Source organism: Streptomyces sp. NRRL S-1813 (assembly GCF_000719605.1).
Taxonomy (GTDB): Bacteria; Actinomycetota; Actinomycetes; order Streptomycetales; family Streptomycetaceae; genus Streptomyces; species Streptomyces decoyicus.
The window spans coordinates 211705-235954 of sequence record NZ_JOHB01000006.1 but is presented as its reverse complement, the minus strand read 5'-3'; the positions used below and the strand labels follow the sequence as shown (position 1 = coordinate 235954).

At 70.4% G+C, this 24250-nt stretch carries 22 protein-coding genes and 1 pseudogene; 18 read left to right on the top strand and 5 right to left on the bottom strand.

Annotated elements, in window-relative coordinates; genetic code table 11:
• The 7 genes from IF67_RS0112455 to IF67_RS0112425 all read left to right on the top strand — a co-directional run bounded on the left by IF67_RS0112455 (position 1) and on the right by IF67_RS0112425 (position 5325).
• The gene (locus IF67_RS0112455; protein WP_030083789.1) at positions 1-462 is read left to right on the top strand and encodes a MarR family winged helix-turn-helix transcriptional regulator; all 462 of its coding nucleotides are present in this window, start codon (positions 1-3) and stop codon (positions 460-462) included.
• 271 nt (positions 463-733) lie between these two features.
• The gene (locus IF67_RS0112450; protein WP_030985031.1) at positions 734-967 is read left to right on the top strand and encodes an acyl carrier protein; all 234 of its coding nucleotides are present in this window, start codon (positions 734-736) and stop codon (positions 965-967) included.
• Positions 964-2202, top strand: coding sequence for a beta-ketoacyl-[acyl-carrier-protein] synthase family protein (locus tag IF67_RS0112445; protein ID WP_030985030.1), 1239 nt, complete (start codon positions 964-966; stop codon positions 2200-2202). The genes IF67_RS0112450 and IF67_RS0112445 overlap by 4 nt, the downstream gene beginning before the upstream one ends.
• Before the next feature lie 60 nt (positions 2203-2262).
• On the top strand, positions 2263-3162 hold the full coding sequence (locus IF67_RS0112440) for an alpha/beta fold hydrolase (protein ID WP_030985028.1): 900 nt from the start codon (positions 2263-2265) through the stop codon (positions 3160-3162).
• Between the two features lie 59 nt (positions 3163-3221).
• The gene (locus tag IF67_RS0112435) at positions 3222-3539 is read left to right on the top strand and encodes an ArsR/SmtB family transcription factor (RefSeq protein WP_030985026.1); all 318 of its coding nucleotides are present in this window, start codon (positions 3222-3224) and stop codon (positions 3537-3539) included.
• The gene (locus IF67_RS0112430; RefSeq protein WP_030985025.1) at positions 3536-4384 is read left to right on the top strand and encodes an SRPBCC family protein; all 849 of its coding nucleotides are present in this window, start codon (positions 3536-3538) and stop codon (positions 4382-4384) included. Before IF67_RS0112435 ends, IF67_RS0112430 begins: the two co-directional genes overlap by 4 nt.
• Positions 4385-4845: 461 nt before the next feature.
• Positions 4846-5325: a transglycosylase SLT domain-containing protein gene (locus IF67_RS0112425; RefSeq protein WP_030985023.1), complete on the top strand. Its 480-nt coding sequence runs from the start codon at positions 4846-4848 to the stop codon at positions 5323-5325.
• Between the two features lie 208 nt (positions 5326-5533).
• Here the strand turns inward: IF67_RS0112425 and IF67_RS0112420 are convergent, their stop codons facing one another.
• The gene (locus tag IF67_RS0112420; RefSeq protein WP_030985021.1) at positions 5534-5749 is read right to left on the bottom strand and encodes a hypothetical protein; all 216 of its coding nucleotides are present in this window, start codon (positions 5747-5749) and stop codon (positions 5534-5536) included.
• Positions 5750-6463: 714 nt separating this feature from the next.
• On the opposite strand from IF67_RS0112420, the pseudogene IF67_RS39080 reads away from it, so the two are divergent.
• The 3 genes and pseudogenes from IF67_RS39080 (at position 6464) to IF67_RS0112405 (ending at position 8915) form a co-directional block, all read left to right on the top strand.
• Positions 6464-6996, top strand: a pseudogene (locus IF67_RS39080) (transglycosylase SLT domain-containing protein).
• Positions 6997-7373: 377 nt separating this feature from the next.
• A complete protein-coding gene (locus tag IF67_RS0112410) occupies positions 7374-8237 on the top strand; it encodes a lysozyme (protein WP_030985020.1) in 864 nt (287 codons plus the stop codon).
• 231 nt (positions 8238-8468) lie between these two features.
• Positions 8469-8915 (top strand): hypothetical protein, encoded by a 447-nt coding sequence (locus tag IF67_RS0112405; protein WP_030985018.1) that lies wholly within the window; start codon positions 8469-8471, stop codon positions 8913-8915.
• 102 nt (positions 8916-9017) lie between these two features.
• On the opposite strand, the gene IF67_RS0112400 is transcribed toward IF67_RS0112405, so the two are convergent.
• Both IF67_RS0112400 and IF67_RS0112395 read right to left on the bottom strand, forming a co-directional pair.
• Positions 9018-10550 (bottom strand): SDR family oxidoreductase, encoded by a 1533-nt coding sequence (locus tag IF67_RS0112400; protein ID WP_030985017.1) that lies wholly within the window; start codon positions 10548-10550, stop codon positions 9018-9020.
• A gap of 136 nt (positions 10551-10686) precedes the next feature.
• Entirely contained in the window at positions 10687-11817 is a 1131-nt protein-coding gene (locus IF67_RS0112395; protein ID WP_030985015.1) for a LacI family DNA-binding transcriptional regulator, read from the bottom strand.
• Positions 11818-12135: 318 nt separating this feature from the next.
• On the opposite strand from IF67_RS0112395, the gene IF67_RS0112390 reads away from it, so the two are divergent.
• From IF67_RS0112390 to IF67_RS0112365, 6 genes are all read left to right on the top strand, one after another.
• On the top strand, positions 12136-13428 hold the full coding sequence (locus tag IF67_RS0112390) for an ABC transporter substrate-binding protein (RefSeq protein ID WP_030985013.1): 1293 nt from the start codon (positions 12136-12138) through the stop codon (positions 13426-13428).
• 116 nt (positions 13429-13544) lie between these two features.
• On the top strand, positions 13545-14414 hold the full coding sequence (locus IF67_RS0112385) for a carbohydrate ABC transporter permease (RefSeq protein WP_030985010.1): 870 nt from the start codon (positions 13545-13547) through the stop codon (positions 14412-14414).
• Positions 14411-15322: a carbohydrate ABC transporter permease gene (locus IF67_RS0112380; RefSeq protein WP_030985008.1), complete on the top strand. Its 912-nt coding sequence runs from the start codon at positions 14411-14413 to the stop codon at positions 15320-15322. The genes IF67_RS0112385 and IF67_RS0112380 overlap by 4 nt, the downstream gene beginning before the upstream one ends.
• A gap of 60 nt (positions 15323-15382) precedes the next feature.
• Complete coding sequence (locus tag IF67_RS0112375; RefSeq protein ID WP_051817935.1) at positions 15383-16738, top strand: glycosyl hydrolase; 1356 nt, start codon at positions 15383-15385, stop codon at positions 16736-16738.
• Positions 16735-18825 carry an endo-beta-N-acetylglucosaminidase gene (locus IF67_RS0112370; protein ID WP_030985004.1) on the top strand — a complete coding sequence of 697 codons (2091 nt, stop codon included), beginning with the start codon at positions 16735-16737 and terminating at the stop codon, positions 18823-18825. Before IF67_RS0112375 ends, IF67_RS0112370 begins: the two co-directional genes overlap by 4 nt.
• 64 nt (positions 18826-18889) lie before the next feature.
• On the top strand, positions 18890-21970 hold the full coding sequence (locus tag IF67_RS0112365) for an alpha-mannosidase (protein WP_030985002.1): 3081 nt from the start codon (positions 18890-18892) through the stop codon (positions 21968-21970).
• 38 nt (positions 21971-22008) lie between these two features.
• Here IF67_RS0112365 and IF67_RS0112360 read toward each other — a convergent pair whose 3' ends face one another.
• Positions 22009-22308 carry a hypothetical protein gene (locus IF67_RS0112360; RefSeq protein ID WP_030985000.1) on the bottom strand — a complete coding sequence of 100 codons (300 nt, stop codon included), beginning with the start codon at positions 22306-22308 and terminating at the stop codon, positions 22009-22011.
• Positions 22309-22504: 196 nt separating this feature from the next.
• On the opposite strand from IF67_RS0112360, the gene IF67_RS0112355 reads away from it, so the two are divergent.
• Together IF67_RS0112355 and IF67_RS0112350 are read left to right on the top strand one after the other, a co-directional pair.
• Positions 22505-23530, top strand: coding sequence for an alpha/beta hydrolase (locus tag IF67_RS0112355; RefSeq protein ID WP_030984999.1), 1026 nt, complete (start codon positions 22505-22507; stop codon positions 23528-23530).
• A 116-nt stretch (positions 23531-23646) separates the two neighbouring features.
• Positions 23647-23841: an antitoxin gene (locus IF67_RS0112350; RefSeq protein WP_030984996.1), complete on the top strand. Its 195-nt coding sequence runs from the start codon at positions 23647-23649 to the stop codon at positions 23839-23841.
• A 156-nt stretch (positions 23842-23997) separates the two neighbouring features.
• Here IF67_RS0112350 and IF67_RS0112345 read toward each other — a convergent pair whose 3' ends face one another.
• On the bottom strand, positions 23998-24201 hold the full coding sequence (locus tag IF67_RS0112345) for a cold-shock protein (RefSeq protein WP_030984995.1): 204 nt from the start codon (positions 24199-24201) through the stop codon (positions 23998-24000).
• Positions 24202-24250: the final 49 nt, after the last annotated feature.

Sequence of the window (24250 nt, the reverse complement as noted above, 5' to 3'; positions counted from 1 at the left end):
ATGACCCCGACGACCAGGCCCCCGGTCCCCGACGCCGAACTGCTCCGCCTCGACCACCAGGTCTGCTTCTCGCTGCACGCCGCCTCGCGGGCCTTCGGCGGCGTCTACCGGGACGCCCTCAAGGACCTGGGCCTGACCTACCCCCAGTACCTGGTCATGCTGGTCCTGTGGGAGCACGGCTCCCAGCCGGTCAAGGCCATCGGCGAACAGCTCCGGCTGGACTCCGGCACCCTCTCCCCGCTCCTCAAACGCCTGGAGTCGGCCGGCCTGGTACGCCGCGAACGGAGCAGCGAGGACGAGCGGTCGGTCACCATCCACCTCACCCCCGCCGGCGACGACCTGCGCGAGGCGGCCCTGCCGGTTCCCCGCAGGATGCTGGCCGCGACCGGCCTCACCATCGAGGAACTGCGCACGCTCCAGGGCCTGTTGGGGCGCGTGACGAGCGCCCTCGACGAAGCCTGACACCGGAGGATTCCGCAGTCCGCCGGCTTCCGGCCCGTGCCTCTCGCCCCTCCGCGGCGTTACGTACGTAGGTGCTTTCCACGGCGTCCGCAAGGCGAGGCACCCACGCCCTGTCCACCCCGGTGCGCTCATCACCCCATTGAGCTACCAAGGTTGGGGAGTCATCGGGACAAAGGCGTATAAAGAGGGGTCAAACCAGCCGGAGCCGCCGGTGAAATCCCGCCCACGACGCGGTTGGCAGCATCGCCTACGACAAGCGGAGGAGCGCCACGTGAAAGCGGCAGAAGTTGTCAACACCTTGCTGGTCCAACGATTCGGGGTCTCCTCGGTCGACATCGCCGACGAGACTCCGCTGCGCAGTCTGCGCCTCGACTCCCTGGCGCTGGAAGAACTCCGCGTCCTCATTGAGGAACGACTGGACATCGACCTCGACGAGGTCTCGCTGACCCCGCGGAACACCGTGGCCCAGCTGGTCTCGGCCGTCGACGGCAAAGTCCCGGCATGACGGCCCGCCCGGAGCCGTTCTCCGCGGCCGTAACAGGACTGGGGCTGGTGACCGCGGCGGGCGTGGGAGCGAAGGCCACCTGGCACTCCGTCACCCAGGAAACCGTGCCCGGCGGAGTGACCCATCAGGAAGAACTCGCCGACCTGCCCTGCGACTTCATGTACACCATCGCCGATCTGGACACCACCGAGCTGCTCGGGGTGGCCACCCAGCGGCTGATGGACCGCTTCGCCCAGCTCGCGGTGATCGCCGCCCGGGAGGCCGTCTCCGATGCCGGACTCGACCCGGAGTCCTGGGACAGCAGCCGCGTCGCGGTGGTCATCGGCTCCGCTCACGGCGGACTGCCGTTCTACGACCAGCAGCATGTCGCCATGGCCGGGCGCGGCGCCCGCCGGGTCTCCCCCAAGCTCGCCCCGCTGACCGTCGTCAACAGTGCCGCCAGCAGCGTCTGCATGGACGTCGGCGCACAGGGCCCCAGCCTGGGCGTGGCCACGGCCTGCTCCTCCGGCACCGTCGCCCTGGGCACCGCACACCAGCTGCTGCGCGCCGGGGTTTGCGATATCGCCATCGCCGGCGGGGCCGAGTCGGTCCTCTCCCGGCTGCTGATCGCCAGCGCCTGCCAGATGAAGGCGGTCTCCACCCGCCGGGACGATCCGGCCGCCGCCTGCCGCCCCTTCGACGCCGGCCGGGACGGCTTCGTGGTCGGCGAGGGTGCCGGGCTTCTCGTGCTGGAGCGGCCCGAGCACGCCAGGGCCCGCCGGGCGCCCGTCCGCGCACACATCCGCGGATACGGCGCCTCCAGCGATGCCTACTCGGCCGTGGCCCCGGAGCCCGAGGGCAAGGGCATCGAGCGGGCGCTGCGCAGTGCGCTGGCCGACGCGGGAGTGCAGGCCGGCGATATCGGCCATGTCAACGCACACGGCACCTCGACGGTCGCCAACGACCACATCGAGGCGGCCGTGCTCCAGCGGGTCCTCGGCGATCACCCGCTGGTCACCTCGACCAAGGGGATGACCGGGCACGCACTGGGCGCCGCCGGCGGGATCGAGGCCGCGCTGACCGTGCTCGCCCTGGAGCAGCAGCTGGTGCCACCGACCGCCAACCTCGAGGTACTGGATCCGCGGATCCCGATCGACATCGTGCACAAGGAAGCCCGGCAGGCGGCGTTCGACTGCGCGGTCAAGACGTCGCTCGGCTTCGGCGGGCACAACGCCGCACTGGTCCTGACCCGCTAGACCGCCCCCGCGCGCCGCGTCGTCGCGCCCGTTCCCGCCGTGCCCCGAGAAGGAATCTGAATGTCCGAGGAAACGATCCGCTCCTTGTCGGTGCACGGGGTGTCCTATTCCTACCGGCGGCTGCGACAGCCGCGGCGGATCACCGAGCCCGTGCTGGTGCTGGGCGGCGCGCTGCAAGGGATGTTCGGCTGGCCGCAGATGGAAGATCATGTGGGGCCGTTGGCGGACGTGGTGACCGCCGATCTGCCGGGCATGGGGAGCGCCGACCCGCTTCCGCCGGGGCCGAGCATCGATGTCGTGTGCGCGGCGATCGAGGGCATCATTGACGATCTGGACGTCCCGCGGATCAATCTCTTCGGCTTCTCCTATGGGGCGGGCCTGGCCTACGGATGCGCCCGGCGCTTCCCCGGGCGCATCGCACGGCTCGCCCTGGGCGGCGTTCCGGCGCACATCAGCGAAGCGCAGATGGAGCTGTGGCGACGGGCGTCCGACCATCTCTCGCACGGCGACACCGAGGCCTTCGCGACCCTGGTCACCGAGGGTCTGATGTGCCTCGACGACCGTCGGCACGTCGCCCACCGGAAGCTGGCGTACCGCTATGTCAGACGCTCGATGCTGCATGCGGCCCGGAGCTCGCGGCACGCCGTCGACTCGCTGCGCCGCGGGATCTCGGACCGTCCGGACTTCTCCGGCGGACTGACCGGTGTCCCCACGCTCGTTTTCAGCGGCGAGCACGACACGGTGACCTCCCCGGCCCGGCAGCGGGACTTCGCGGCCACCATCCCGGGCAGCCGCTTTCTGATGATTCCCGACGCCGATCACTGGGTGGTGCTCGAACGGCCGCAAGAGGTCGCGGACTTGGCGGCCCGGTTCTTCACCGATGGGCCGCTGAGCTCGGCGCCCTGTCTCGCGCCGGTGGTGCGCGAGGAGGCGTCGGCGGCCGATCCGGCGTGTGTGTGATCCGCCGGCGGCTGTTGCATTCCCTTGCAGTTATATAACCTCAGGGGCATGCTAGGGGTATGCCCCTACCGTTCGAGGTACTCGCGGAGCCGAGCCGGCGCAGGATTCTCGACCTGCTCCTGGAGCGCCCACGGCTGGTCGGCGAGCTCACGGAGCAGCTCGGACTGAGCCAGCCCGGCACCTCCAAGCATCTGCGGGTGCTGCGCGAGGCCGGGCTGGTCCAGGTCCGGCAGGACGGCCGGCGCCGCTGGTACGCGCTCCGGTCCGAGCCCCTGGCGGAGCTGGACGCCTGGCTCGCGCACTACCGGCATCTGTGGACCGGGAGCCTTGACGCCCTGGAACGGCATCTCGACGCCATGGAGGACGACCCCCGATGAACCCGCACTCCGACCGCCTCACCACCAGCGACGGCCGCAACGCACTCCGTATGGAGCGCAGGCTCGCCCATCCGCCCGCGAAGGTCTGGGCGGCGATCACCGACCCGGCGCAGATCGGGCGGTGGTTCCCCTCCGAGGTCACCGTCGAACTCCGGCCCGGCGGCGCGATGACCTTCTCCATGCCCGGTGTGAGCGGTGTCGCCATGACCGGTGCGGTCACCGATGCCGAGGAGCCCCGGCTGTTCGCCTTCACCTGGGGCGAGGACCATCTGCGCTGGGAGATCACACCGGACGGCAACGGCTCGCTGCTGACCTTGGTGCACACCTTCGGCGACCGGTTCGGCGGCGCGAGCTTCGCCTCCGGCTGGCATCTGTGCCTCACCGCACTGTCCCAGCTGCTCGACGGCGAACCGACGGCCGTGCCGCGCGACACGGGAGAGCTGCACGAGGCGTATGTCGAGCAGTTCGATCTCGGACAGGGGGTGATCGAGGACACCCCGGAGGGGCCGCGGGTCCGCTTCGAGCGCCAGCTCGTACGGTCCGCCGAGACTGTCTGGGCGGCGCTGACCTCGGGAAACAAACCTGCGGTAGGTGCGCCCGCGCCGGAAGGCTTCACCACGGGGAAGGCCCCGGCCGGGCCCGTCACCGAGGCGGTGGCCGCCTCGGTGCTCGCCTACCGCTGGCACCCGGAAGGCACGGTCCGCTGGGAGCTGGGCCGGGGCACCGGCCATGGCGCCCGGCTCGTCCTCACCCAGACCGGCCCGCGGGGCTTTGCCGCCGACGCCGCACGGAATGCGTGGCACGAACGCATCGAGCACCTTGCGGCACGACTGCTGGAGAACTGAGAAGCCGCGGCCCCCGCTGCCGCATACGCGCGCCCCCCATGGACTCCATAGGGGGCGCGAGCGCTTCAAGGGCCTGTCTTCAAAGTCCCGCCTGCGGAATTGCGCTTCCCTCGTGTGAGCCAGGCAACTTTGCGGTGCCGCGGAGGGGCTTTGGACGGCGGTGCCGGGTGATGCCCGGCACGAGACGTACGTCACGTACGAGCATGCCTAGTCGATGCCATTCCCCGCGCTGAGCGCAAAGCACGGCATTTACAACGGACATCTCGCCCTATCTCACGAAGATAGGTAGTACAAGGCATCTTTGCCACCATCCAGGGCGCTCGCTAACCATGTTCGGCGTAACACCGGGAACGAGCCTGCGACCTCAGCCAGCACGGCGAACGCGGCCATTCCCCTCGGTCTGACGCGCCAACCGAAGGCCGCTCTCCCCGCCACCAAGCCCTGGAAGAGGTCACACTCACATGCCCAACTTCACCCTGCCCCGCCCTGTCCGTATCAGCCGCGGCCAGAAGGTCTCCGCGGCGCTGGTGGCCACCGCGAGCTGCGCCGCCGCCCTGGCGTTCACCGCGGCGCCGAGCAACGCCCAGACCACCGCCGCGGACGTAGCGGCCACGGTGAAGCCGGTCAGCGCCAACGGCCTTCCGCTCACCGCGAAGGACCGCGCCGACGACGGCAAGAAGGCCCAGCAGGCCGCCTCGTCCGTCACCGCCGGCCACCTCAAGGTCACCGCGGTCGAGAAGCAGGGGCACGACTGGGACATCAACGCCATCAACGGCGTGCCCTCCAAGGGCCTGCTCCAGGTGATCCAGCCCACCTTCGACACCTACCACGTCAAGGGCACCCCCAAGAAGCTCACCGACCCGATCGCCAACATCACCGCGGCCGCCAACTACGCGGCCCACCGGTACGGCTCGATCGACAACGTCAACTCGGCCTACTGAGCCGGAGGGACGCGACCGTGAGGACGGTCGGAGCAGACTGATACGGGTGCCGCAGTGCGGCCCCAGGCATGGCAACGGCAGTGGCCCTGCCCGCATCTCGCGGGTAGGGCCATTGCCGTTTCCCTTGCCGTTCGGCGCTCGTGCCAGGCGTCGGCACACGTGCCGGACGTCGGTGCCCGCGCCGGACGCCGGCGCCCGGCGCCGCGCGTCAGTAGCGGTCGCGCCCCGCCAGGCCGCCGCCGAAGAGCATGTCGAGAACCTGGCCCGCGAAGCGAAGTCCCTCTCGCTCCTTGAGCGTGAGGTGGTGCCGGCGGTACGAGCCGTCCTGCTGGTGGCCATCGGCCGGTGCCGCGGCGGCGACGCCCGTCGTCAGGAGGCCCGTGGCGAGAAGCCCGGTGAGAACTACGGCGATACGACGGATCATGAGCACGTCCCTACGGTGAGTGATGACTGTCTGCGTGTCACCTTCGGGGAGTGGAGGGCCCGTAGTCATGCGACAGGTCCGGGCGCTGCTGCGAACGGACCAGCAGCACCGCCGTATCGCCGTATCGGGGCCGCACCTGCGGCCCGTCCGGCGCGCTCCCTTCCGCGACTGCCGCGCACCCGCGAAACCGGCCCCGTCCCGATCGTGAATCAGGGCACAATTGCCGCCCTATTCGGCCCCGGACTCGGTGTCCCGCAGCACATTTGGGGATTCTCGGCGCTCCGCACCGGGTCGCCGGCCGCACAAATGGGCTGCCCTCCGTGCCGGAATCAGTGCCGGAGAACCGTAATTCCGGTGTGAGCCAGGCAACTTATACACACCGGCCGAGCGGCCTTTGAAGCCGCTCTCACGTGACTCGGGGCACGCGACGTACGTCACTTACGAGCCCGCTTAGTCGATGGCTATGCCGCCATTCCGGGCCAACGCCGCCAGGAACGCTTATCACTTCTGGAATCCGGGTTTATCTCACGAAGATGAGTAGTACCGAGCACCATTGCCTCGATTCGGGACCGGCGTTAACCATGGATTCCGACGCACCGAGAGCGAGCTTGCGACTCACGCCCCAAGGCGATCGCAGCAAAGACCTCCAGTGCGGATCGCGCCGCCAAAAAAGGCCGCCTCCCCGTCCCCAGTACCTGGAAGAGGTCAATCTGCATGCCCAGCTTTACCCTGCCCCGCGCTGCCCGCATCACCCGCACCCACAAGATCGCCGTGGCCGTTCTGGCCGCCGCAGGTGCCACCTCGGGCCTGGCCGTCACCTCGGCGCCGGACACCGCTCAGGCCGCTTCTGAGCACGCCCCGGCCGCGGTCAAGCCCGTCGATGCGAAGGGTCAGCCGGCCAAGGCGGACGACGCCAAGACCGGCCGCGCGGTGACCGCCTCGGTCGCCGACCACGTCAAGGTCGACTCCGTCGCCAAGCAGCACAGCGCCAAGCAGGCCGCCAGCCGCTCCGCCGAGCGCCCGGCCGTCAAGGACTACCCGAACAACCTGGACGCGACTGGGACATCAACGCCATCAACGGCGTGCCCTCCAAGGGCCTGCTCCAGGTGATCCAGCCCACCTTCGACACCTACCACGTCAAGGGCACCCCCAATAAGCTCACCGACCCGATCGCCAACATCACGGCTGCCGCCAACTACGCGGCCGACCGGTACGGCTCGATCGACAACGTCGACTCGGCCTACTGAGCCGAAGAACCGTCGCCGGCCCTCCGAGCCGGCCCGGCCGGATGAGGCCACGGGAATGACGGACCATAAAAGCGAGCCGGCGGGCTCGGCATAGAGCAGCTTGCGAAGCGGCGGAATGGCGCGTTCGCCGCTGCGCGGTGGAGCGGGTCCCGGCAGTGCCGGGGCCCGCTTCGCTCTGTCGTACGGCATCACGGCGCGGGCCGGGGGCGCGGGTGACCGAGTCCGGCCGCCAGACGGGTGAGATGCGGGGCCGGTCGGCGGACGAACGGCCTGTTGGGTCATAGAGTCAGGCGGTTCTGCGTATAAGTCTCTTATCGGCAGGATTCTGCTCAAAAGCTGCCGAACCTGACTCAACCGAAGGCCTTCGGAGGCATGCGATGCCCTTGCGCAGATCCGGTCCGGCCCGCCGTACAGTCCCTATTGCGGCCGGAACTCTCTTCTCTCTTCTCTCCGTGCTCGCTCTGCCCCTCGCGCTGCCCGGCTCCGCCACGGCGTCGGATGCCGAGAAGAGACCCGCCCACCCCGAACAGGACTGGATGGGTTCCACCATCGCGGCCCATGAAGGCGTCGTCCGGGCCGGCGGTGCCCAGCCGCGGGCCTCCTCCAAAAGGGCCGTGTCCGGCGTCGATGTCTCCAGCCACAACGGCAAGGTCGGCTGGCATGCACTGCGCAAGTCCGGGGTGCGTTTCGCGTACGTCAAGGCCAGCGAGGGGACCAGCTACACGAACCCGTACTTCGCGCAGCAGTACAGAGGCTCGTACGCCTCCGGCATGATCCACGGCGCGTACCACTTCGCGCTGCCCGACCACTCCAGCGGCGGTTCCCAGGCGCGGTACTTCGCCGACCACGGCGGCGACTGGTCCGCTGACGGCAAGACCCTGCCCGGCGCGCTCGACATGGAGTACAACCCTTACGGCGCGACCTGCTACGGCAAGAGCCACAAGTCGATGGTCAGCTGGATCCACGACTTCGTGCGCACCTACCGTGAGGAGACCGGCCGCGACGCGGTCATCTACACCTCCACCAACTGGTGGAAGCGGTGCACCGGCAACTCCGGCAAGTTCGGCAGGACCAACCCGCTGTGGATTCCGCGCTACGGCTCCTCCGTGGGCAAGCTGCCGGCCGGCTGGCGGTTCCACAGCATCTGGCAGCACACCTCCTCGGGCCACCCGGTCGGCGACCGCAACCGCTTCAACGGCACGTACACCCGTCTCAAGGTCCTTGCGAACGGCGACGACTGATCCTCCTCCCCGCACCCGCACCCGGCCGGTCCCCGGCGCCTCCCCCGGCGCCGGGGACCGGCCGTTTTCCGATCCCATCCACCGTCTGCGCGGCGCGAGTCGGGTGCTTTTTTCGACAACCCGGTTCGAACAACGGGGAATTCACCTCCGCGGTACAACCATCCACCGCCGACCGCTGTCCAACACTGCGAAACGACCACGCGACGCACTCCACCCGACGGGGGTATTCCGATGAAGCGTTCACGTGCCATCGCAGGATCCGCAGTACTGGCCGTGGCGAGTATCGCCACGATGACAGCGGCCACCACCGCGACCGCGGCCACGAAGGCCGCGTACAACGGAGCCTGTGGCAGCGGCTACAGCGTAGTGAATTCCGTACCGGTCACCGGAAAGGGGACCGTGTACCTGACATACAGCGCAAAAACCGGAAAGAACTGTGCCGTGACGGTGCGCAACAGCCCCGGTAAGCCCGTGTACATGTACACGTATCTCACGGCCACCGACGGCAGTTCCGATTGGGTTTACGACAACGGGCAGTACACCTCCTACGCCGGTCCCGTATATCTGCCCGCGAAGGGCATTTGTGTGGACTGGGGTGGCTCGATCGAGTCGGTCAGCGTCAGTGTTTCCGGCTCCAACTGCGGCCGGATGGCTGCCGGCGTCGTGAAGCACCACTGAGTCGGCCGTGACGGCGGGTTCCCGGGCAGCGTCCGCCCGGGGACCCGCCGTTGGCGTGTCGTACGCCGACAGCGGCGGGCGGCCGGGGTGGAGCGGGGCGGCTCACGCCGGACGGGCGCGGTGCTCGGCCGCGGCGGCGGCCGCGATGTTGCGGGCCATACCGCCGAACACCGCAGCGTGGAACGGCGAGATGGACCACCAGTACGCATGGCCGGTCAGTCCGTGCGGATGGAACAGGGCCCGCTGGCCGTACAGCGTGCGGCCCTGGGCGTCATGGCCGACCGTCAGTTCCAGCCAGGCCAGACCGGGGAGCCGCATCTCGGCGCGCAGCCGCAGCAGCCGGCCCGGCACGACCTCCTCGACGCGCCAGAAGTCCAGCGAGTCACCGACCCGGAGCCGGCCCGCGTCCCGTCGGCCGCGGCGCAGCCCCACCCCTCCGACCAGCCGGTCCAGCCAGCCGCGCACCGCCCAGGCGAGCGGGAGGGAGTACCAGCCGTTGTCGCCGCCGATGCCTTCGACCACCCGCCACAGCACCTCGGGCGGGGCGTCCACGGTCCGCTCCCGCCGGTCGGTGTAGAGGCTGCCGCCGGCCCAGTCGGGGTCCGTGGGGAGCGGATCGCTCGGTGCGCCGGGCACCGCGGCATTGGACCAGCGGGTGGTGACCTCGGCGTCGCGTACCCGGCGCAGCGCCAGTTCCAGCGCGTCGCCGAAGGCGATGGGGTGGCCCGGCGGGTCCGGGTCGGGGACGTAGCGGGCGATGTCGTGCTCGTGGCAGACGACCTCGTAGCGCAGGGATTCGGCCAGCGGACGGGCCAGGCCCGGCGGCACGGGGGTGACCAGGCCGATCCAGAGGCTGGACAGACGGGGGGTGAGCATCGGCACGGCGAGGATCAGCCGTTCGGGCAGCCCGGCGACCTGTGCGTAGCGCTGCATCATGTCGCGGTAGGTGAGGATGTCGGGCCCGCCGATGTCGAAGGTCCGGCTGACGTCGTCGGGGAGGCGGGCGCAGCCGACGAGGTAGCGCAGCACATCGCGGACGGCGATCGGCTGGATGCGGGTGCGCACCCAGCTGGGGGTGACCATGACCGGCAGCCGCTCGGTGAGATAGCGCAGCATCTCGAACGAGGCCGAGCCGGAACCGATGATGACGGCGGCGCGCAGTACGGCGGTGGGGACACCGGATGCCAGCAGGATGCCGGCGACCTCGGCGCGGGAGCGGAGGTGGGGCGACAGGTCCCGCTCGGGGATGCCCTCGGGAGTGAGTCCGCCGAGGTAGACGATCCGGCGCACTCCGGCGGCGCGGGCCTGACGGGCGAAGATCTCCGCGGCCCGGCGGTCGGTGTCCTCGAACCGCCGCCCGCTGCCCAGGGCATGCACGAGGTAGTAGGCGACATCGACGCCGTCCATGGCGGTGCGGACCGATTCGGCGTCGGTGACATCGCCGCGCCGCACCTCCGTCCGGTCGGCCCAGGGGTGGTCGCGCAGCTTCTCCGGTGTCCTGGCGAGTGCCCGTACGGCGTATCCGGCCTCGAGCAGCTCGGGGACCAGACGGCCGCCGATATAGCCGGTGGCGCCGGTGACCAGGGCACGCGGGCGCGGCGCGGGCGGCACCGGGGCCTCGCCTTTGTCGGCCATGTGCACGGCCTCCTCCGGCTGGTGGCAGCACGATGAACCTGCCCGCCAAGTGTGGCACCGACGCGGGCGCCGAGCATCACGGCGCGGGCCCGGACGGATGGCGCCGTGATGCCTGCCGGCGGGTGCGGGACAGCCCTTACGGCGTGCCGGGCGCCCCGGTGCTTTCCCGTGCCTCCAGATGCGGCAGTTCGCCCTGTACGGTCCGCAGCGGCCCGCCGTCGAGGACCGCGAGGAGTTCCCGGGCGGCGAGCCTGCCGAAGCCGGGGGTGTCGCGGACGAGTGCGGTGAGCCGGGGGTGGGTGACCCGGCACAGCGCCGAGTCGTCCCAGGCCACGATCGACAGCGCGCCCGGTACGGCGATGCCCCGCCCTGCGGCGACCGAGGCGCCGGCCACGGCCATCACATCGTTGTCGTAGATGATCGCCGTGGGCGGCTGCGCGGCGTCGAGGAGGCGGCGGGTGGCCTGGGCTCCCTCGGCGTCGGAGTAGTCGGTGGTCACCGAGTGGACATGCCGGTGGTCGAGGCCCCGCAGGTCCGCTTCGGTGCGCAGGGAGCGGATCCGGCGCTCGGTGTGGGCGAGGCCGGGCAGCCCCGCGATATGCACGATGCGGCGGTGTCCGAGGCCGTAGAGGTGATCGAGGACCCGGGCCATGGCTTTGGAGTCATCGGCCCAGACGGTGGAGAGCAACGGGTGGGGCGGGGCGCCGGCCGGTACGGACGCGGCGGGGCCGGAGGTGCCGGGCGCGGGGACGTCCGGATCGCGCGTGGCCGGGCCCCCGACGACCACGGCGGGCAGTCCGAGCGAGGCGAGCAGTTCCGGCCGTGGGTCCTCGGTGCGCGGGTCGACCACGAGGACGCCGTCCACCCGGCGCTCGGCCCACCAGCGGCGGTAGAGCGCGCACTCGGCATCGAGATCCTCCACGACCTGGAAGAGGAGGGCGATCTTCCGTGCGGAGAGCACTTCCTGGATGCCGGAGACGAGCTGGAGGAAGAAGGACTCCACGCCCAGGGTCTGCGCGGGCCGGGCGAGCACCAGTCCCATGGCGCCGGCGCGTTCGCCGGACAGGGCGCGGGCGGCGCTGTTGGCCTGCCAGCCCAGTTCCTCCGCGACGCGGCGTACCCGGGCGCGGGTGTCCTGGGAGACGCCGGGCCGGTCGTTGAGCGCGAAGGATACGGCGCTCTCCGACACCCCGGCCCGGCGCGCGATGTCCTTGATCGTCGGTCGGCGGACCGGCTTGGGCCGGGCCGCCTCACCGGGCGCTGTCATGGCGGGATCCCCCTCGTACTGAACCGCATTAGTGCGCCTCAGTCTGATCAGCGCCCAGGGGCCTGTCAAACGCCGTACGAACGGGTGGAGCGGGGCCGCTTTCCTGCCTCCTCCGGCGAACCCGGCTACCGGGGTATTGACACCTACTAAAACGCATTAGTAGCGTCTGCCGCGTCGTCGCCCGAGGTCTCGTGAAATAGCCCTCAAAGCGTCCGGGATACCCGCCGCATTCTTTACGGCTGCCATAAATCAAGGGGAATTACCGGCCCCTCGCGGCCATCCCGTCCGTGTCTGGTCCGAGCAAAGGAGCCACCAGTCATGCGTATATCCCGTCGAGCAGCCGCCGCGACCGCGGTCCTGGTCACCTCGGCGCTCGCCTTGACCGCATGCGGGCCCTCGGGGGGATCCGGCGGTTCGGACAGCGCCTCAGGGAAGGTCGAGGGCCAGGTCACCTTCCAGACCTGGAATCTCAAGGCCAATTTCAAAAAGTACTTCGACGGGGTCATCGCGGACTTCGAGAAGAAATATCCGGACGCCAAGGTGAAATGGGTGGACCAGCCCGCCGAGGGATATCCGCAGAAGCTGAGCGCGGACGCCGCGGGCGGCACGCTGCCCGATGTCGTCAATGTGTCGCCGGATCTCGCCTATCCGCTGGCCAAGGCCGGGCTCGCGCTGGATCTGGAAAAGGCGGCCGGAAAATATCGCGGCGAGTATCTCGACGGGGCATGGCGCAGCCACCGGATGCCGGGGATGCCGGGTGTCTATGCCTTCCCCTGGTATCTGAACACCGGGCCGATGTTCTACAACAAGGAGCTCTTCGCCAAGGCCGGGCTCGATCCTGAGAAGCCACCGACGTCCTACGACCAGCTGTTCAAGGACGCGGTGTCGATGGCGCGGAAGAGCGGCCGCAGGATAGCGATGCTCGCCGGCACCCCGTCGATCGAGGACTTCGGGCGCTATGGCGTGCGGCTGATGAACACGCAGGGAACGGAGTTCACCTTCAACGAGCCCAAGGGCGTCGAGCTGCTGCGGCACTACAAGGAGCTCTATGCGGCCGGGGCGCTGGACTCGCAGGCGCTCACCGCGCAGGCCGAGTCCGCCGGGCGGAAGTTCCAGCAGCAGTCCGTGGCCATGAATCCGGGCAGCGCGCTCGATCTGGAGAACTTCAAGAAGGAGGCACCGAGCCTCTACCGGCACATCGGCATCACGGACGCGGCCAACAACACCGGCAAGGCCAATATGTACGTCCAGGGCCTGATGGTGAATGCGCAGAGCAAGGTCAAGCCGGCGGCCGTCGCGTTCGCGCACTTCGTCACCGGCAAGAAGAACCAGATGGCCTTTGCCCAGCAGGTCACCATCTTCCCCAGCACCAAAAGCTCGCTGGACGACCCGTACTTCACCAAGGAGGACGGCACCGATGCGACCCGGGTGCGAGTGGCCTCCGCCAAATCGCTGAAGACCGCGGTGAATTACACCCCGGTGCTGCTCAGCGACCAGATGAAAACCGTGCTGCGCAATGCGGTCGCCAAGGCCGTACAGGGCAAGCAGTCCCCCGAGGCGGCACTGGACGGCGCGGTCGCCGAGTGCAATCGCCTGCTCAAGACCGGCTGAGACCGAGGCTCTTCGTGAAGACCAGGACGAAACCACCCGGCCGGGACGGAACAGCCCTCCTTTCGCCGGCCTCCGCTCCCCCGCAATGCCCCGCACCACGGCGCTCACCTCACGGCATCCGTACGCATCTGCCGTTCGGTCCCTGGCTGTTTCTGGCTCCCGGGCTGCTGATCGTCGCCGCATTCGGTCTGTATCCGTTCCTGAGCACGATGGCTCATTCCTTCACCGATGCGCGCACCCTCACCGCGGGGCAGTTCGTCGGCGGCGCCAATTACCGGGAACTGATCCATGACGCCATGTTCTGGACGGGGCTGCGCAACAGCCTGCTGTACGTCCTCGGGGTCGTACCGCTCCTGGTGCTCCTGCCGCTGCTGCTGGCGATGCTGGTACAGCGGCAGATCCCCGGGATCACCTTCTTCCGGGCCGCGTTCTACACCCCGGTGGTCGCCTCCGTCGTGGTCGTCGGTCTGATCTGGGTGTGGCTGCTGGACGACCGGGGGCTGATCAATGCGCTGCTGGAGGCGCTGGGCTTCGGCAGGGTCGGCTTCCTCAGCGATCCGTGGCTGCTGCTGCTCAGCGCGATGGCGGTCACGGTCTGGAAGGGCCTCGGCTACTACATGATCATTTATCTGGCGGCGCTGGCCAACGTCCCCAGGGAGCTGCACGAGGCGTGCGCGGTCGACGGTGCGGGGGCGGTGCGCCGCTTCCTGACCGTCACGGTGCCCGCGGTGCGCTCCACGATGGTGCTGGTGGCCGCGCTTTCCTCGGTGGGGGCCTTCAAGGTGTTCTCCGAGGTCTATCTGATGGCCGGTCCGACGGGCGGACCCGGCGGCGAGGACACCACGTTGGTGATGCTCGTCCAGCAGGCCGGCACCGGCCTCAGCGGACGGGTCGGCTATGCCTCCGCGCTGTCCGTCGTGGTCTTCGTCCTCACGCTCGGTCTGATGTTGCTGGTGCTGCGCGCCAACCGCAAGGAGGAGCGATGAGCGCCCACGGCCGGCAGGTGGACCGCCGGGAGCCGGACCGTCGGGACCCGGACCGCCGGGCCGGGTGGGAGCGTGCCGAGCGGCGGATTCCGCGGTGGCAGCTGCTGCTCCGCTATCTGCTGCTGCTCGCCGTGCTGGCACTGACCGTCGGGCCGTTCCTGTGGCAGCTCTCCACCTCCCTCAAGGGCGCCGGCGAGGACATCTACCGCTATCCGCCGAGCCTGATCCCGCACGAGGCCACGCTCGGCAACTACGCCGGTGTCGCAAAGATCATCCCCGTCTGGGACTTCGCGCTGAACTCCCTCAAGGTCGCCGTCGCCAATGTGCTCACCAACTGCGCGGGCGCGGCACTCGCGGGCTACGCACTGGCCCGGATGCGCTTCAAGGGCCGGAAGGCCGCACTGGTCGTCTTCATCATGGCGATGCTGGTGCCGGTCGAGAGCATCATGATCGCTCAGTTTGTGACGATGCGGGAGCTTCAGCTCAACAACACCCTGCTCGGGGTGGTGCTGCCCGGCTGCATCGGGGCGATGAACGTGCTGCTGATGCGCAATGCCTTCGCCGGCCTGCCGTACGAGGTGGAGGAGGCCGCGTATGTCGACGGCGCCAACGCCTGGCAGCGTTTCGTGCGGATCGCGCTGCCCTCGGTCAGGGGCACCCTCGCGGTGGTCGCGATCTTCGCCTTCATGGGGGCCTGGGACGACTTCCTGTGGCCGCTGATCGTGCTGAGCGACCAGTCGAAGTTCACCCTGACCATCGGCCTGAACTTTCTGCACGGCACCTTCGCCGACAATCAGCGGCTGGTCGCGGCCGGCACCGTCATCGCCGTGCTCCCGCTGATCGTGCTGTTCGCCTGTCTGCAACGCTCCTTCTTCCGCGGCGTCGGCGAGGGCGCCGTCAAGGGCTGAGCCCTCGACCGGTCCCGGATACGCCCTGCCCCGCTCCCCCTCACAGGAAGCTCCCTGCCCGTGCCGCACACCACCCGCAGCCCGGCGCGCTTCCGCGCCGGCACCACGCCCGGCCAGGGCTCCCCGCCCCGCTTCGGCGCCAACTACACGCCCACCCACGGCTGGTTCCACCATTGGCTGGACTTCGACCTGGATTCCGTACGCGCCGACCTCGACTCCCTCGCCGCCCTCGGCCTGGACCACATCCGGGTCTTCCCGCTGTGGCCGCTGTTCCAGCCCAACCGCACCCTGATCCGGCCGCGCGCCGTGGAACAGCTGGTGCAGCTGGCGGACGCCGCGGCCGAGCGCGGCCTCGACGTCAATGTCGACGGGCTACAGGGCCATCTGTCGAGCTTCGACTTCCTGCCCGCCTGGACCCGGACCTGGCACCGCCGCAACCTCTTCACCGACCCCGAGGTGTGCGCCGGCCAGGAGGAGTATCTGCGGACACTGGCGGCCGCGCTCGCCGACCGGCCCCACTTCCTCGGGATGACGCTCGGCAACGAGATCAACCAGTTCTCGGACCGCCCGCACCCGGACCCCGACCGGATCACCGACGCACAGGCCACGGCCTGGCTGGAGCGGATGCTGGCGGCCTGCGAGCGCGGCGCGCCGGGACGGACACATCTGCACGCCGCGTACGACGCCGCCTGGTACCAGGACGGCCATCCCTTCACCCCCGCCCAGGCGGCCCGGCTGGGCGCCGTCACGGCCGTGCACTCCTGGGTGTTCAACGGCACCGCACAGCGGCACGGCCCCACCGGCACCGCCACCGAGCAGCACGCCGCCTATCTCATCGAGCTGTCCAAGGCCTGGGCGAGGGACCCGCACCGCCCCGTGTGGCTCCAGGAGGTCGGCGCGCCCGCACCGCACATCCCCGAGGAGGGAGCGGCACGGTTCACCGAGGCCACCGTCGTCAACGCGCTGGACTGCCCGGACGTCTGGGGCGTCACCTGGTGGTGCTCACACGATGTGTCGCGGTCGCTGGCGGACTTCCCCGAGCTGGAGTACGGGCTGGGGCTGCTCGACAGCGACCGCAGGGTCAAGCCCGCGGGGCGGGCGATCGCGGCGCTGGTCGCGGACCGGCGCGGCCGTACACACCGTCCGCCGGTACGCACCACCGCGCTGGCCGTCGACGTCGGCGGGGGCGACGCCGCGCCCCGCCGCTCGGTGTGCGCGCCCGGCGGCCCGGTCTTCGAGGCCTGGGCCGAACTCACCGCGCAGGGTGTCCGCCCGGCACTCGTACTGGCCGAACTCGCCTCCGACAGCGCACATTTGACGTCCCGCGGCATCACCGAGGTCTGCACACCCGACGAGGCCATAAGGACCCCGCGCCGGCCGTCGTCATCCTTCCCCCACCGGAGGAGCACCTCATGAACCGGCACCCCTCTCCCGTCTCCCGCCGCCGGGTACTGCTGGCCGGGGCGGGCTCCGCGGCCGCCCTGCTCGGTCCGTCCCTCGGGGGCGGCACCGCGGCGGCGGCCGGCCGGCCCCGGGCCGGCGCCGCGGACTCCCTGCAACCGTATGCCTCGTACTGGTTCCCCGACTCGCTGCCGTCGGGCACGCCCGGGGACGGCATCACCTGGCGCAGCCTCAAGGCCTGGACTCCCGGAAACGACCGGGATCTGGCGTTCAACACGGCGAGCGTGCCGCTGGCCGAGCGCTTCACCCCGGTTCCGGCGAACAACACGGCCCGCGCCGGCCAGGCCCGGATCGGCGCGCTTGCGGCCTTCGACCACACCGCGGGCAACCCGTCGCAGGGCTCGTCGACCGCGGACTACTACACGCCGACCCACTGGGCCTACCTCGACGAGCTGGTCTTCTGGGGCGGCTCGTCCGGCGAGGGCCTGATCCTGGCGCCGAACGCGCCGATCGTCGATGCCGCACACCGTCACGGCGTCCCGGTGCTGGGCACGGTCTTCCTGCCGCCGGTCGCCTACGGCGGACAGCTGCGCTGGACCCGCGATCTGGTGCAGAAGGACGCGGCCGGGCGCTTCCCGCTCGCCGCGAAGCTGGTGCAGGTCGCGACGGTGTACGGCTTCGACGGCTGGTTCATCAACGCGGAGACCGGCGGCGGTGACGCCGCACTGGCCGCCGATATGCAGGCCTTCCTGCGGGCACTGCGCGCCGCGGGCTCCGGGCACGGTCTGCGGATCACCTGGTACGACGCGATGAACAGGACCGGCCAGGTCGGCTGGCAGGGTGCGCTCGACGAGCTGAACCAGCCGTTCTTCCAGGACGACGCCGGTCCGGTCGCGGACTCGATGTTCGTGGACTTCCGGTGGAGCGCCGGGCGGCTGGCGGACTCGGGGCGGCTGGCGGAGCAACTGGGGCGCAGCCGCTACGAGTTGTGGGCCGGGGTCGATGTCGAGTCGGCGGGGTGGGACAGCGGCACGGACTGGGACGCGATCATCCCCGGCGGGCGCGATCATGTCGTCTCGTACGGCTTCTACCGTCCGGAGTGGACCCTTCACCATCTGCCCGCGGGGCGCACACCCGGACAGTTCCATGCCGCGGACGACCGGTTCTGGTCCGGTGAGGGCCTGGATCCGACCCGGCCCGGCGGCACCGGCGGCTGGCGCGCACCGGCCTCCGCCGTCGCGGACCGCTCGACGCTCACCGCGCTGCCCTTCGCCACCACCTTCAACACCGGTCATGGTCTGCGCTGGTACGAGGACGGTGCGGTCACCTCCGCCGGCCCCTGGAACCACCTCGGCCTCCAGGACCGGCTGCCCCCGAGGCGCTGGGCGGTGCGGACCGCGGGGCAACGCCCTGAGGTGTCCCTGGACTTCGCCGACGCGTGGCGCGGTGGCAGCAGCCTGCTGGTGCGGGGCGCCCTCGACGCGCCCGCCACGCTGGAGCTGTTCCCGGCACGGCTGCCGGCCGGCTCCGCCACCGTGCTGGACCTCACCCACCGCCTCGACCCGGCCTCGGGGCCGGTGACCGTCGAGGTGGCCGTGGCACTGCGGGACGCACCGTCGCCGGGCGAGCCCGCCCCGTACTCCTTCCGGCCGGCCGGGACCCTCGCACCGGGCAGCGGCTGGCGCACCACCTCCCTGCGTCTCGGCTCCCTCGGCCCGGGGACCCTTCATGCCCTCGGGGTGCGGCTGACCGGCCGCGAAGGCGCCGCGGTGGCCTGGCGGCTGGGGGCGCTCGCGGTCCGCGACGCCACCGGGACCCCGGCCGCGCCCGCCGGGCTGAAGGTCACGGGTGCCGCCACCGCCGATGGGGCGACCGCGGTGCGGCTGAGCTGGCGCCGCGCACCGGGCCCGGTGCGCCACTACGAGCTGTACCGCCGCTTCCCGGACGGGACACGGGAGTTCCTCGGCGGCACCTGCGGTACGGCCTTCTACGTAACGGGCCTGCGGCGTGCCCGGAACGAGCCGGCCGCCCGGCTCGAAGTACGCGCCGTGCACGAACTGTTCACCGTCTCGCAGCCGTCGAGGACCCAACTCCCCTGGTAAGTACCGACGGCCACCGGATTGCCGTGCCGCCGTCACCACCCCTCAACGCAACGGAGCCCCCTCCATGCATGACGATCGCGCACTGATCGAAGCCCGCCTCAAGCGCGTCCTGGACGAGCGCATCCGGCCCGCGCTGTATCCGGAATCGGTTCCCCTGGACGTCGCGGCCTGGGTGGCACCGGGAACAGGGGGCTCCGCTGCTCGAACGGAGTCGAGAGCTCGGGGAACGGTGCCGGTGGCCGAGGGACTGGCCGCCGCCCATACACCGGTGGCGGTGGGTGACGCCTGGGGCGCTCCCTGGGGTACGACATGGTTCAAGGTCCGTGGTGAGGTGCCGCGGGCCTGGGCAGGACGCACCGTGGAGGCGGTGCTCGACCTGGGCTTCGACGAGCGGATGCCCGGCTTCCAGTGCGAGGCGCTGGTCCATCTGCCCGACGGCACCCCGGTCAAGGCGATCAATCCGCGGAACCAGTGGGTGCGGGTGGGCGCGCCGGTGGGCGGCGGGGAACACGTCGAATGGCATCTGGAGGCCGCGTCCAATCCCGTCATCCTCGATGTCCACCCGTTCCGGCCCACGCAGTTGGGCGACCAGGAGACGGCGGGGAGCGAGCCGCAGTACCGGCTGGCGCGGATGGACCTGGCGGTGTTCGACACCGAGGTGTGGGAGCTGATCCAGGATCTTGAGGTGCTGGGTGAGCTCATGGCCGAGCTTGCGGTGGACAGCCCGCGGCGCTGGGAGCTGCTGCGGTCGGTGGGCCGGGCGCTGGACGCGGTGGATCTTCAGGACGTGAACGGGACGGCGCAGGCGGCCCGTGCGGAACTGCGTACCGCGCTGTCGGCGCCGGCCGGGGCCTCCGCGCACCGCATCAGCGCGGTGGGACATGCGCATATCGACTCGGCGTGGCTGTGGCCGCTGCGCGAGACGGTACGGAAGGTGGCCCGTACGGCGTCGAACATGACGGCGCTGCTGGAGGACGAGCCGGAGTTCGTGTTCGCCATGTCGCAGGCGCAGCAGTACGCCTGGATCAAGGAGCACCGGCCCGAGGTCTACGCCAAGGTCAAGAAGGCGGTCGCGGAGGGGCGGTTCATACCGGCGGGCGGTATGTGGGTGGAGTCGGACACCAATATGCCCGGGTCGGAGGCGATGGCCCGGCAGTTCGTGCACGGCAAGCGGTTCTTCCTGGAGGAGTTCGGCGTCGAGAACGAGGAGGCGTGGCTGCCGGACACCTTCGGTTTCGCCGCGGGACTGCCGCAGATCATCAAGGCGGCGGGGGCGAAATGGCTGCTGACGCAGAAGATCTCCTGGAGCCAGATCAATGCCTTTCCGCACCACACCTTCCGCTGGGAGGGCATCGACGGCACCCGGATCTTCACCCACTTCCCGCCGGTGGACACCTACAACTGCCAGATGGCGGGCAGCGAAATCGCCCATGCGGCACGGAACTTCAAGGACAAGGGAGTGGCGCGGCACTCGCTCGCGCCGACCGGCTGGGGCGACGGGGGCGGCGGCACCACCCGCGAGATGATCGCCAAGGCCCGCAGACTGCGTGATCTGGACGGCTCGGCGACGGTGGAGTGGGAGCGGCCCGCGGACTTCTTCGCGAAGGCGGAGGCGGAGTACCCCCAGGCGCCGGTGTGGGTGGGCGAGCTCTATCTGGAGCTGCATCGCGCGACCCTCACCAGCCAGGCGAAGACCAAACGAGGCAACCGGCGCAGCGAACAGCTGCTGCGGGAGGCCGAACTCTGGTCGGCCACGGCGGCAGTGCTGGCACAACACCCCTACCCCTACGCGGCGTTGGACCGCCTGTGGAAGACGGTGCTGCTCCACCAGTTCCATGACATCCTGCCCGGTTCCTCCATCGCCTGGGTCCATCGCGAGGCGGCGGAGACCTATGCGGCGGTCGCCGCCGAGCTGGAGGGCATCGTCGCGGCCGCACTGGCGGCGCTGGCCGGCCGGGGGGACACGGAGCTGGTGGTGAACTCCGCGCCGCACGCCCGCGGCGGGGTCGCGGCCGGAGCCGTGGCCCCCTCGGTGAGCGAGGGACCCGAGGTGGCGGCCGTGCCGCGCGAGGGCGGCGGATTCGCGCTCACCAACGGTCTGCTGCGGATCGAGATCGACGACCGCGGTCTGGTGGTGTCCGCCTACGACCGGACGGCCGCACGCGAGGCCGTCGCGCCGGGCGGGGCGGCGAATCTGCTCCAGATCCACCCGGACTTCCCCAACATGTGGGACGCCTGGGACGTGGACGCCTTCTACCGCAATGTCGTCACCGATCTGACGGATGCGGACGAGGTCGTGCTCGACGAGGTGTCCGGGGAGGCCGCGACGGTCCGTGTCAGCCGTACCTTCGGCGGCTCCCGTGTGGTGCAGTCGCTGACGCTGGCGCGCGGGCAGCGGCGGCTGGACATCGACACCGAGGTCGACTGGCACGAGACCGAGAAGTTCCTCAAGGCCGCGTTCCCGCTGGACCTGCACGCCGAACGCTATGCGGCGGAGACCCAGTTCGGGCATCTGTACCGGCCCACCCACACCAACACCAGCTGGGAGGCGGCCAAGTTCGAGGCCTGCGCGCACCGGTTCGTCCAGCTCGAGGAGCCGGGCTGGGGCGTGGCCCTGGTCAATGACGCGACATACGGCCATGACGTCACCCGTACCGTCCGGGAGGACGGCGACCGTGGCACCACCACAACCGTCCGGCTCTCCCTGCTGCGGGCCCCGCGGTTCCCCGACCCGGAAACGGACCAGGGCCTGCACCTCTTCCGCTATGCGCTCGTCCCCGGCGCCACCATCGGCGACGCGGTGCGCGAGGGCCATCGCATCAATCTGCCCGAGCGCCGGATCAGCGGTGCCGCGGCGGTCGCGCCCCTGGTCACGGCCGACAACGACGCCGTGGTGGTCACCGCGGTGAAGCTGGCCGACGATGCGAGCGGCGATGTGGTCGTCCGTCTCCATGAGGCGCACGGCGGGCGGGCCGCCGTCACCTTGACCACGGCCTTCGAGCCGGCCGACGCCCTCGCCACCGACCTGCTGGAGCGCCCGGCCGAGGACGGTCCGGTGCTCGACCGGCAGGGGAACACGATCCGGATGCGGCTCCGCCCCTTCCAGATCGTGACCGTGCGGCTGCCCCGGGCGGGCGGCCGGTAGCGGCCGGACGGGGGACGGCGGGCGGCTCCGGGGCCGGCTTACGCCCCGGGGCCGTCCGAGCGCGACCGGGCGTCGCGGCAGGCGTCCCGGCGCAGCTCGTGCCGCCGCTCGCGCCCGGTGCCGCGCCCGGCCGCCCGGCCACGGCCGGGCCGATGGCCGTACGGCGCCTCATGGTCCGGATCGCGGCTCGGGTCCAGGCCCAGCATGTCCGTCAACAACGACAGATCGTCCGCGTCGCGCGCATGGCCGGCCAGCGCCTTCCTGGCGAGCCGTCGTTCCTCGTCACACGGCATGCCGCGCGGCGCGGCGTCCTCGGCACTGCGGTGTTCATCGCTCACCGCTGCATTCTCGGCCGGACCGCACGACCGTGCCCGTCGAGCGAGCCACGGGCCGCCCGGCGGAAACCGCCGGCGAGGCGTTGCTCCACACGAGTGAGCGAAGTCCCTCAGGACCGGCTCACGCAAGGGAACCTCCGACAACGCTTTTACCTCTATATGGGCACTTGCACTTGATCACCCAGTCGCGGAGTCCCCCTTGAAACGCCCTTACGCCGTCGCGCTCGCGGCCACCCTCCTCGCCGCCTGCGCACTGCTCACCGGCTGCTCGGAGGCCGGAAACCCGGTCGACTTCAACGCCGACGCCAAGAATGACGGCGCCGCGCGGGCCAAGCCCGTCGACGACGACACCCTCATGCCGACCGGCCCCAGGAGCGACTTCCGCATCACCCGGACACTGGACGACGGCACCCATATAGCGCGGGCGACGCTGCACGGCCCGAAATCCGGCGTCACCGGAAGTGTCTGGGTCTGGGCCCCGAAGGAATACCGCGACCCGAAATACGCCAAAAGCGGATTTCCGGTGCTGATAGCCCTGCCGGGTGGCCTGGGCAGCCCGAAGGAGGCCGGCGGGGTCACGAATTACTGGGTCGGCGGCGATATCGAGCTCCAGGAGAACCTCACCCGGTGGACCGCGGAGGGCAAGAGCCTGCCGTTCATCGTGGTGATGCCGATGCTCAACCCGGACACCCGCTATCACGACGCCAGCGACATACCCGGGCAGCAGAAGATGGGGACCTGGCTGACGGAGGATGTCGTTCAGCTGGCAAAGGCCAATTTCCGTACGTTCAAGTCACGCGACGGCTGGGCCTTCATGGGCTCGTCCTCGGGCGGCTTCGCCGGGCTGAAGTCGGTGCTGAAGCACCCGGAGAAATTCAAGGCGGCGATAGCCAGCGGCCCGGACATGGCGCCGGATTCGCCGCTGTGGGCGGGGCACCGGGCGGAGCGGGACGCCAACACTCCGGCGAAGCTCGCCCGGCAGCTGCTGCAAAAGGGCGGTCCGGACGTCTACCTCGCCTTCCAGGCCGGCACCAGGGAGTCCACCGCCGTCAAGGCCCCCATACAGCGGTTCCGCCAGACCTACGGCAAGGGCCCGATCCACACCGCCCTCCAGATGATCCCCGACGGCCGGCACAACGCCTGGGACTACCAGAAGGGCATGGCCGCCGGTTCGATCAAGTTCATCAGCGACCGGATGAAGGCACCCGTACCGAGCGCCTCCTGAACCGTGCGCCACGGCCGCCGGGTGCGCCCCGGCGGTGTCCCCGGCGCGCAGATGCAGATCACCTGAGTGGGGGTGATGCTGGACTCGTGGGGGGACCGTGGTGAGGAGGACGACTCATGTCCATGATGGACAAGATCAAGAGCATGCTGAAGGGCCACGAAAGCCAGGCGGACAAGGGCATCGAAAAGACCGGCGACATGGTCGACGACAAGACCCAGGGCAAGTACAAGGGCCAGGTCGACACAGGCCAGGAGAAGATGCGGGACCAGTTCGGCGGCGGGCAGGGCCAGGACCGGCCGCCGCAGCCCTGAGCCGGCGGCTCCCCTTCGGCGGAGGTCCGCCCGCCCGCGAGGGCCGGCGGCCCTTTGCCGCCGTCCGCGGCCGGCCGGGTGAGGCTGCGCCCCGGTACCCGCTTCGGCGCCCGCCCCCGGGGCCGGGAACGGACGCCGACTGCGAGTCCGCCGGACCTACGTCAGCCGGATCTTCTCCGCCTGGGGGCCCTTGTGACCCTGAGTGACCTCGAAGGTCACCTTCTGGCCCTCCTGGAGCTCGCGGAAGCCCGTGGCGTCGATGTTCGAGTAGTGCGCGAAGACGTCGGCGCCGCCGCCGTCCTGTGCGATAAAGCCGAAGCCTTTCTCCGAGTTGAACCACTTCACCGTGCCGGACGCCATTTCCGTCTCCTTCGTTCAAGGGGCTCGAAGCGGCTTGCGCGTGCTGCGG

Bases quoted from the DNA above. Each gene is read 5' to 3' on its own strand.
- IF67_RS0112435 (WP_030985026.1), top strand. From the start codon at position 3,222: ATGCCCCTACCGTTCGAGGTACTCGCGGAGCCGAGCCGGCGCAGGATT.
- IF67_RS0112455 (WP_030083789.1), top strand. From the start codon at position 1: ATGACCCCGACGACCAGGCCCCCGGTCCCCGACGCCGAACTGCTCCGC.
- IF67_RS0112405 (WP_030985018.1), top strand. From the start codon at position 8,469: ATGAAGCGTTCACGTGCCATCGCAGGATCCGCAGTACTGGCCGTGGCG.
- IF67_RS0112410 (WP_030985020.1), top strand. From the start codon at position 7,374: ATGCCCTTGCGCAGATCCGGTCCGGCCCGCCGTACAGTCCCTATTGCG.
- IF67_RS0112445 (WP_030985030.1), top strand. From the start codon at position 964: ATGACGGCCCGCCCGGAGCCGTTCTCCGCGGCCGTAACAGGACTGGGG.
- IF67_RS0112390 (WP_030985013.1), top strand. From the start codon at position 12,136: ATGCGTATATCCCGTCGAGCAGCCGCCGCGACCGCGGTCCTGGTCACC.
- IF67_RS0112395 (WP_030985015.1), bottom strand. From the start codon at position 11,817: ATGACAGCGCCCGGTGAGGCGGCCCGGCCCAAGCCGGTCCGCCGACCG.
- IF67_RS0112365 (WP_030985002.1), top strand. From the start codon at position 18,890: ATGCATGACGATCGCGCACTGATCGAAGCCCGCCTCAAGCGCGTCCTG.
- IF67_RS0112350 (WP_030984996.1), top strand. From the start codon at position 23,647: ATGTCCATGATGGACAAGATCAAGAGCATGCTGAAGGGCCACGAAAGC.
- IF67_RS0112440 (WP_030985028.1), top strand. From the start codon at position 2,263: ATGTCCGAGGAAACGATCCGCTCCTTGTCGGTGCACGGGGTGTCCTAT.
- IF67_RS0112425 (WP_030985023.1), top strand. From the start codon at position 4,846: ATGCCCAACTTCACCCTGCCCCGCCCTGTCCGTATCAGCCGCGGCCAG.
- IF67_RS0112370 (WP_030985004.1), top strand. From the start codon at position 16,735: ATGAACCGGCACCCCTCTCCCGTCTCCCGCCGCCGGGTACTGCTGGCC.
- IF67_RS0112430 (WP_030985025.1), top strand. From the start codon at position 3,536: ATGAACCCGCACTCCGACCGCCTCACCACCAGCGACGGCCGCAACGCA.
- IF67_RS0112380 (WP_030985008.1), top strand. From the start codon at position 14,411: ATGAGCGCCCACGGCCGGCAGGTGGACCGCCGGGAGCCGGACCGTCGG.
- IF67_RS0112400 (WP_030985017.1), bottom strand. From the start codon at position 10,550: ATGGCCGACAAAGGCGAGGCCCCGGTGCCGCCCGCGCCGCGCCCGCGT.
- IF67_RS0112420 (WP_030985021.1), bottom strand. From the start codon at position 5,749: ATGATCCGTCGTATCGCCGTAGTTCTCACCGGGCTTCTCGCCACGGGC.
- IF67_RS0112345 (WP_030984995.1), bottom strand. From the start codon at position 24,201: ATGGCGTCCGGCACGGTGAAGTGGTTCAACTCGGAGAAAGGCTTCGGC.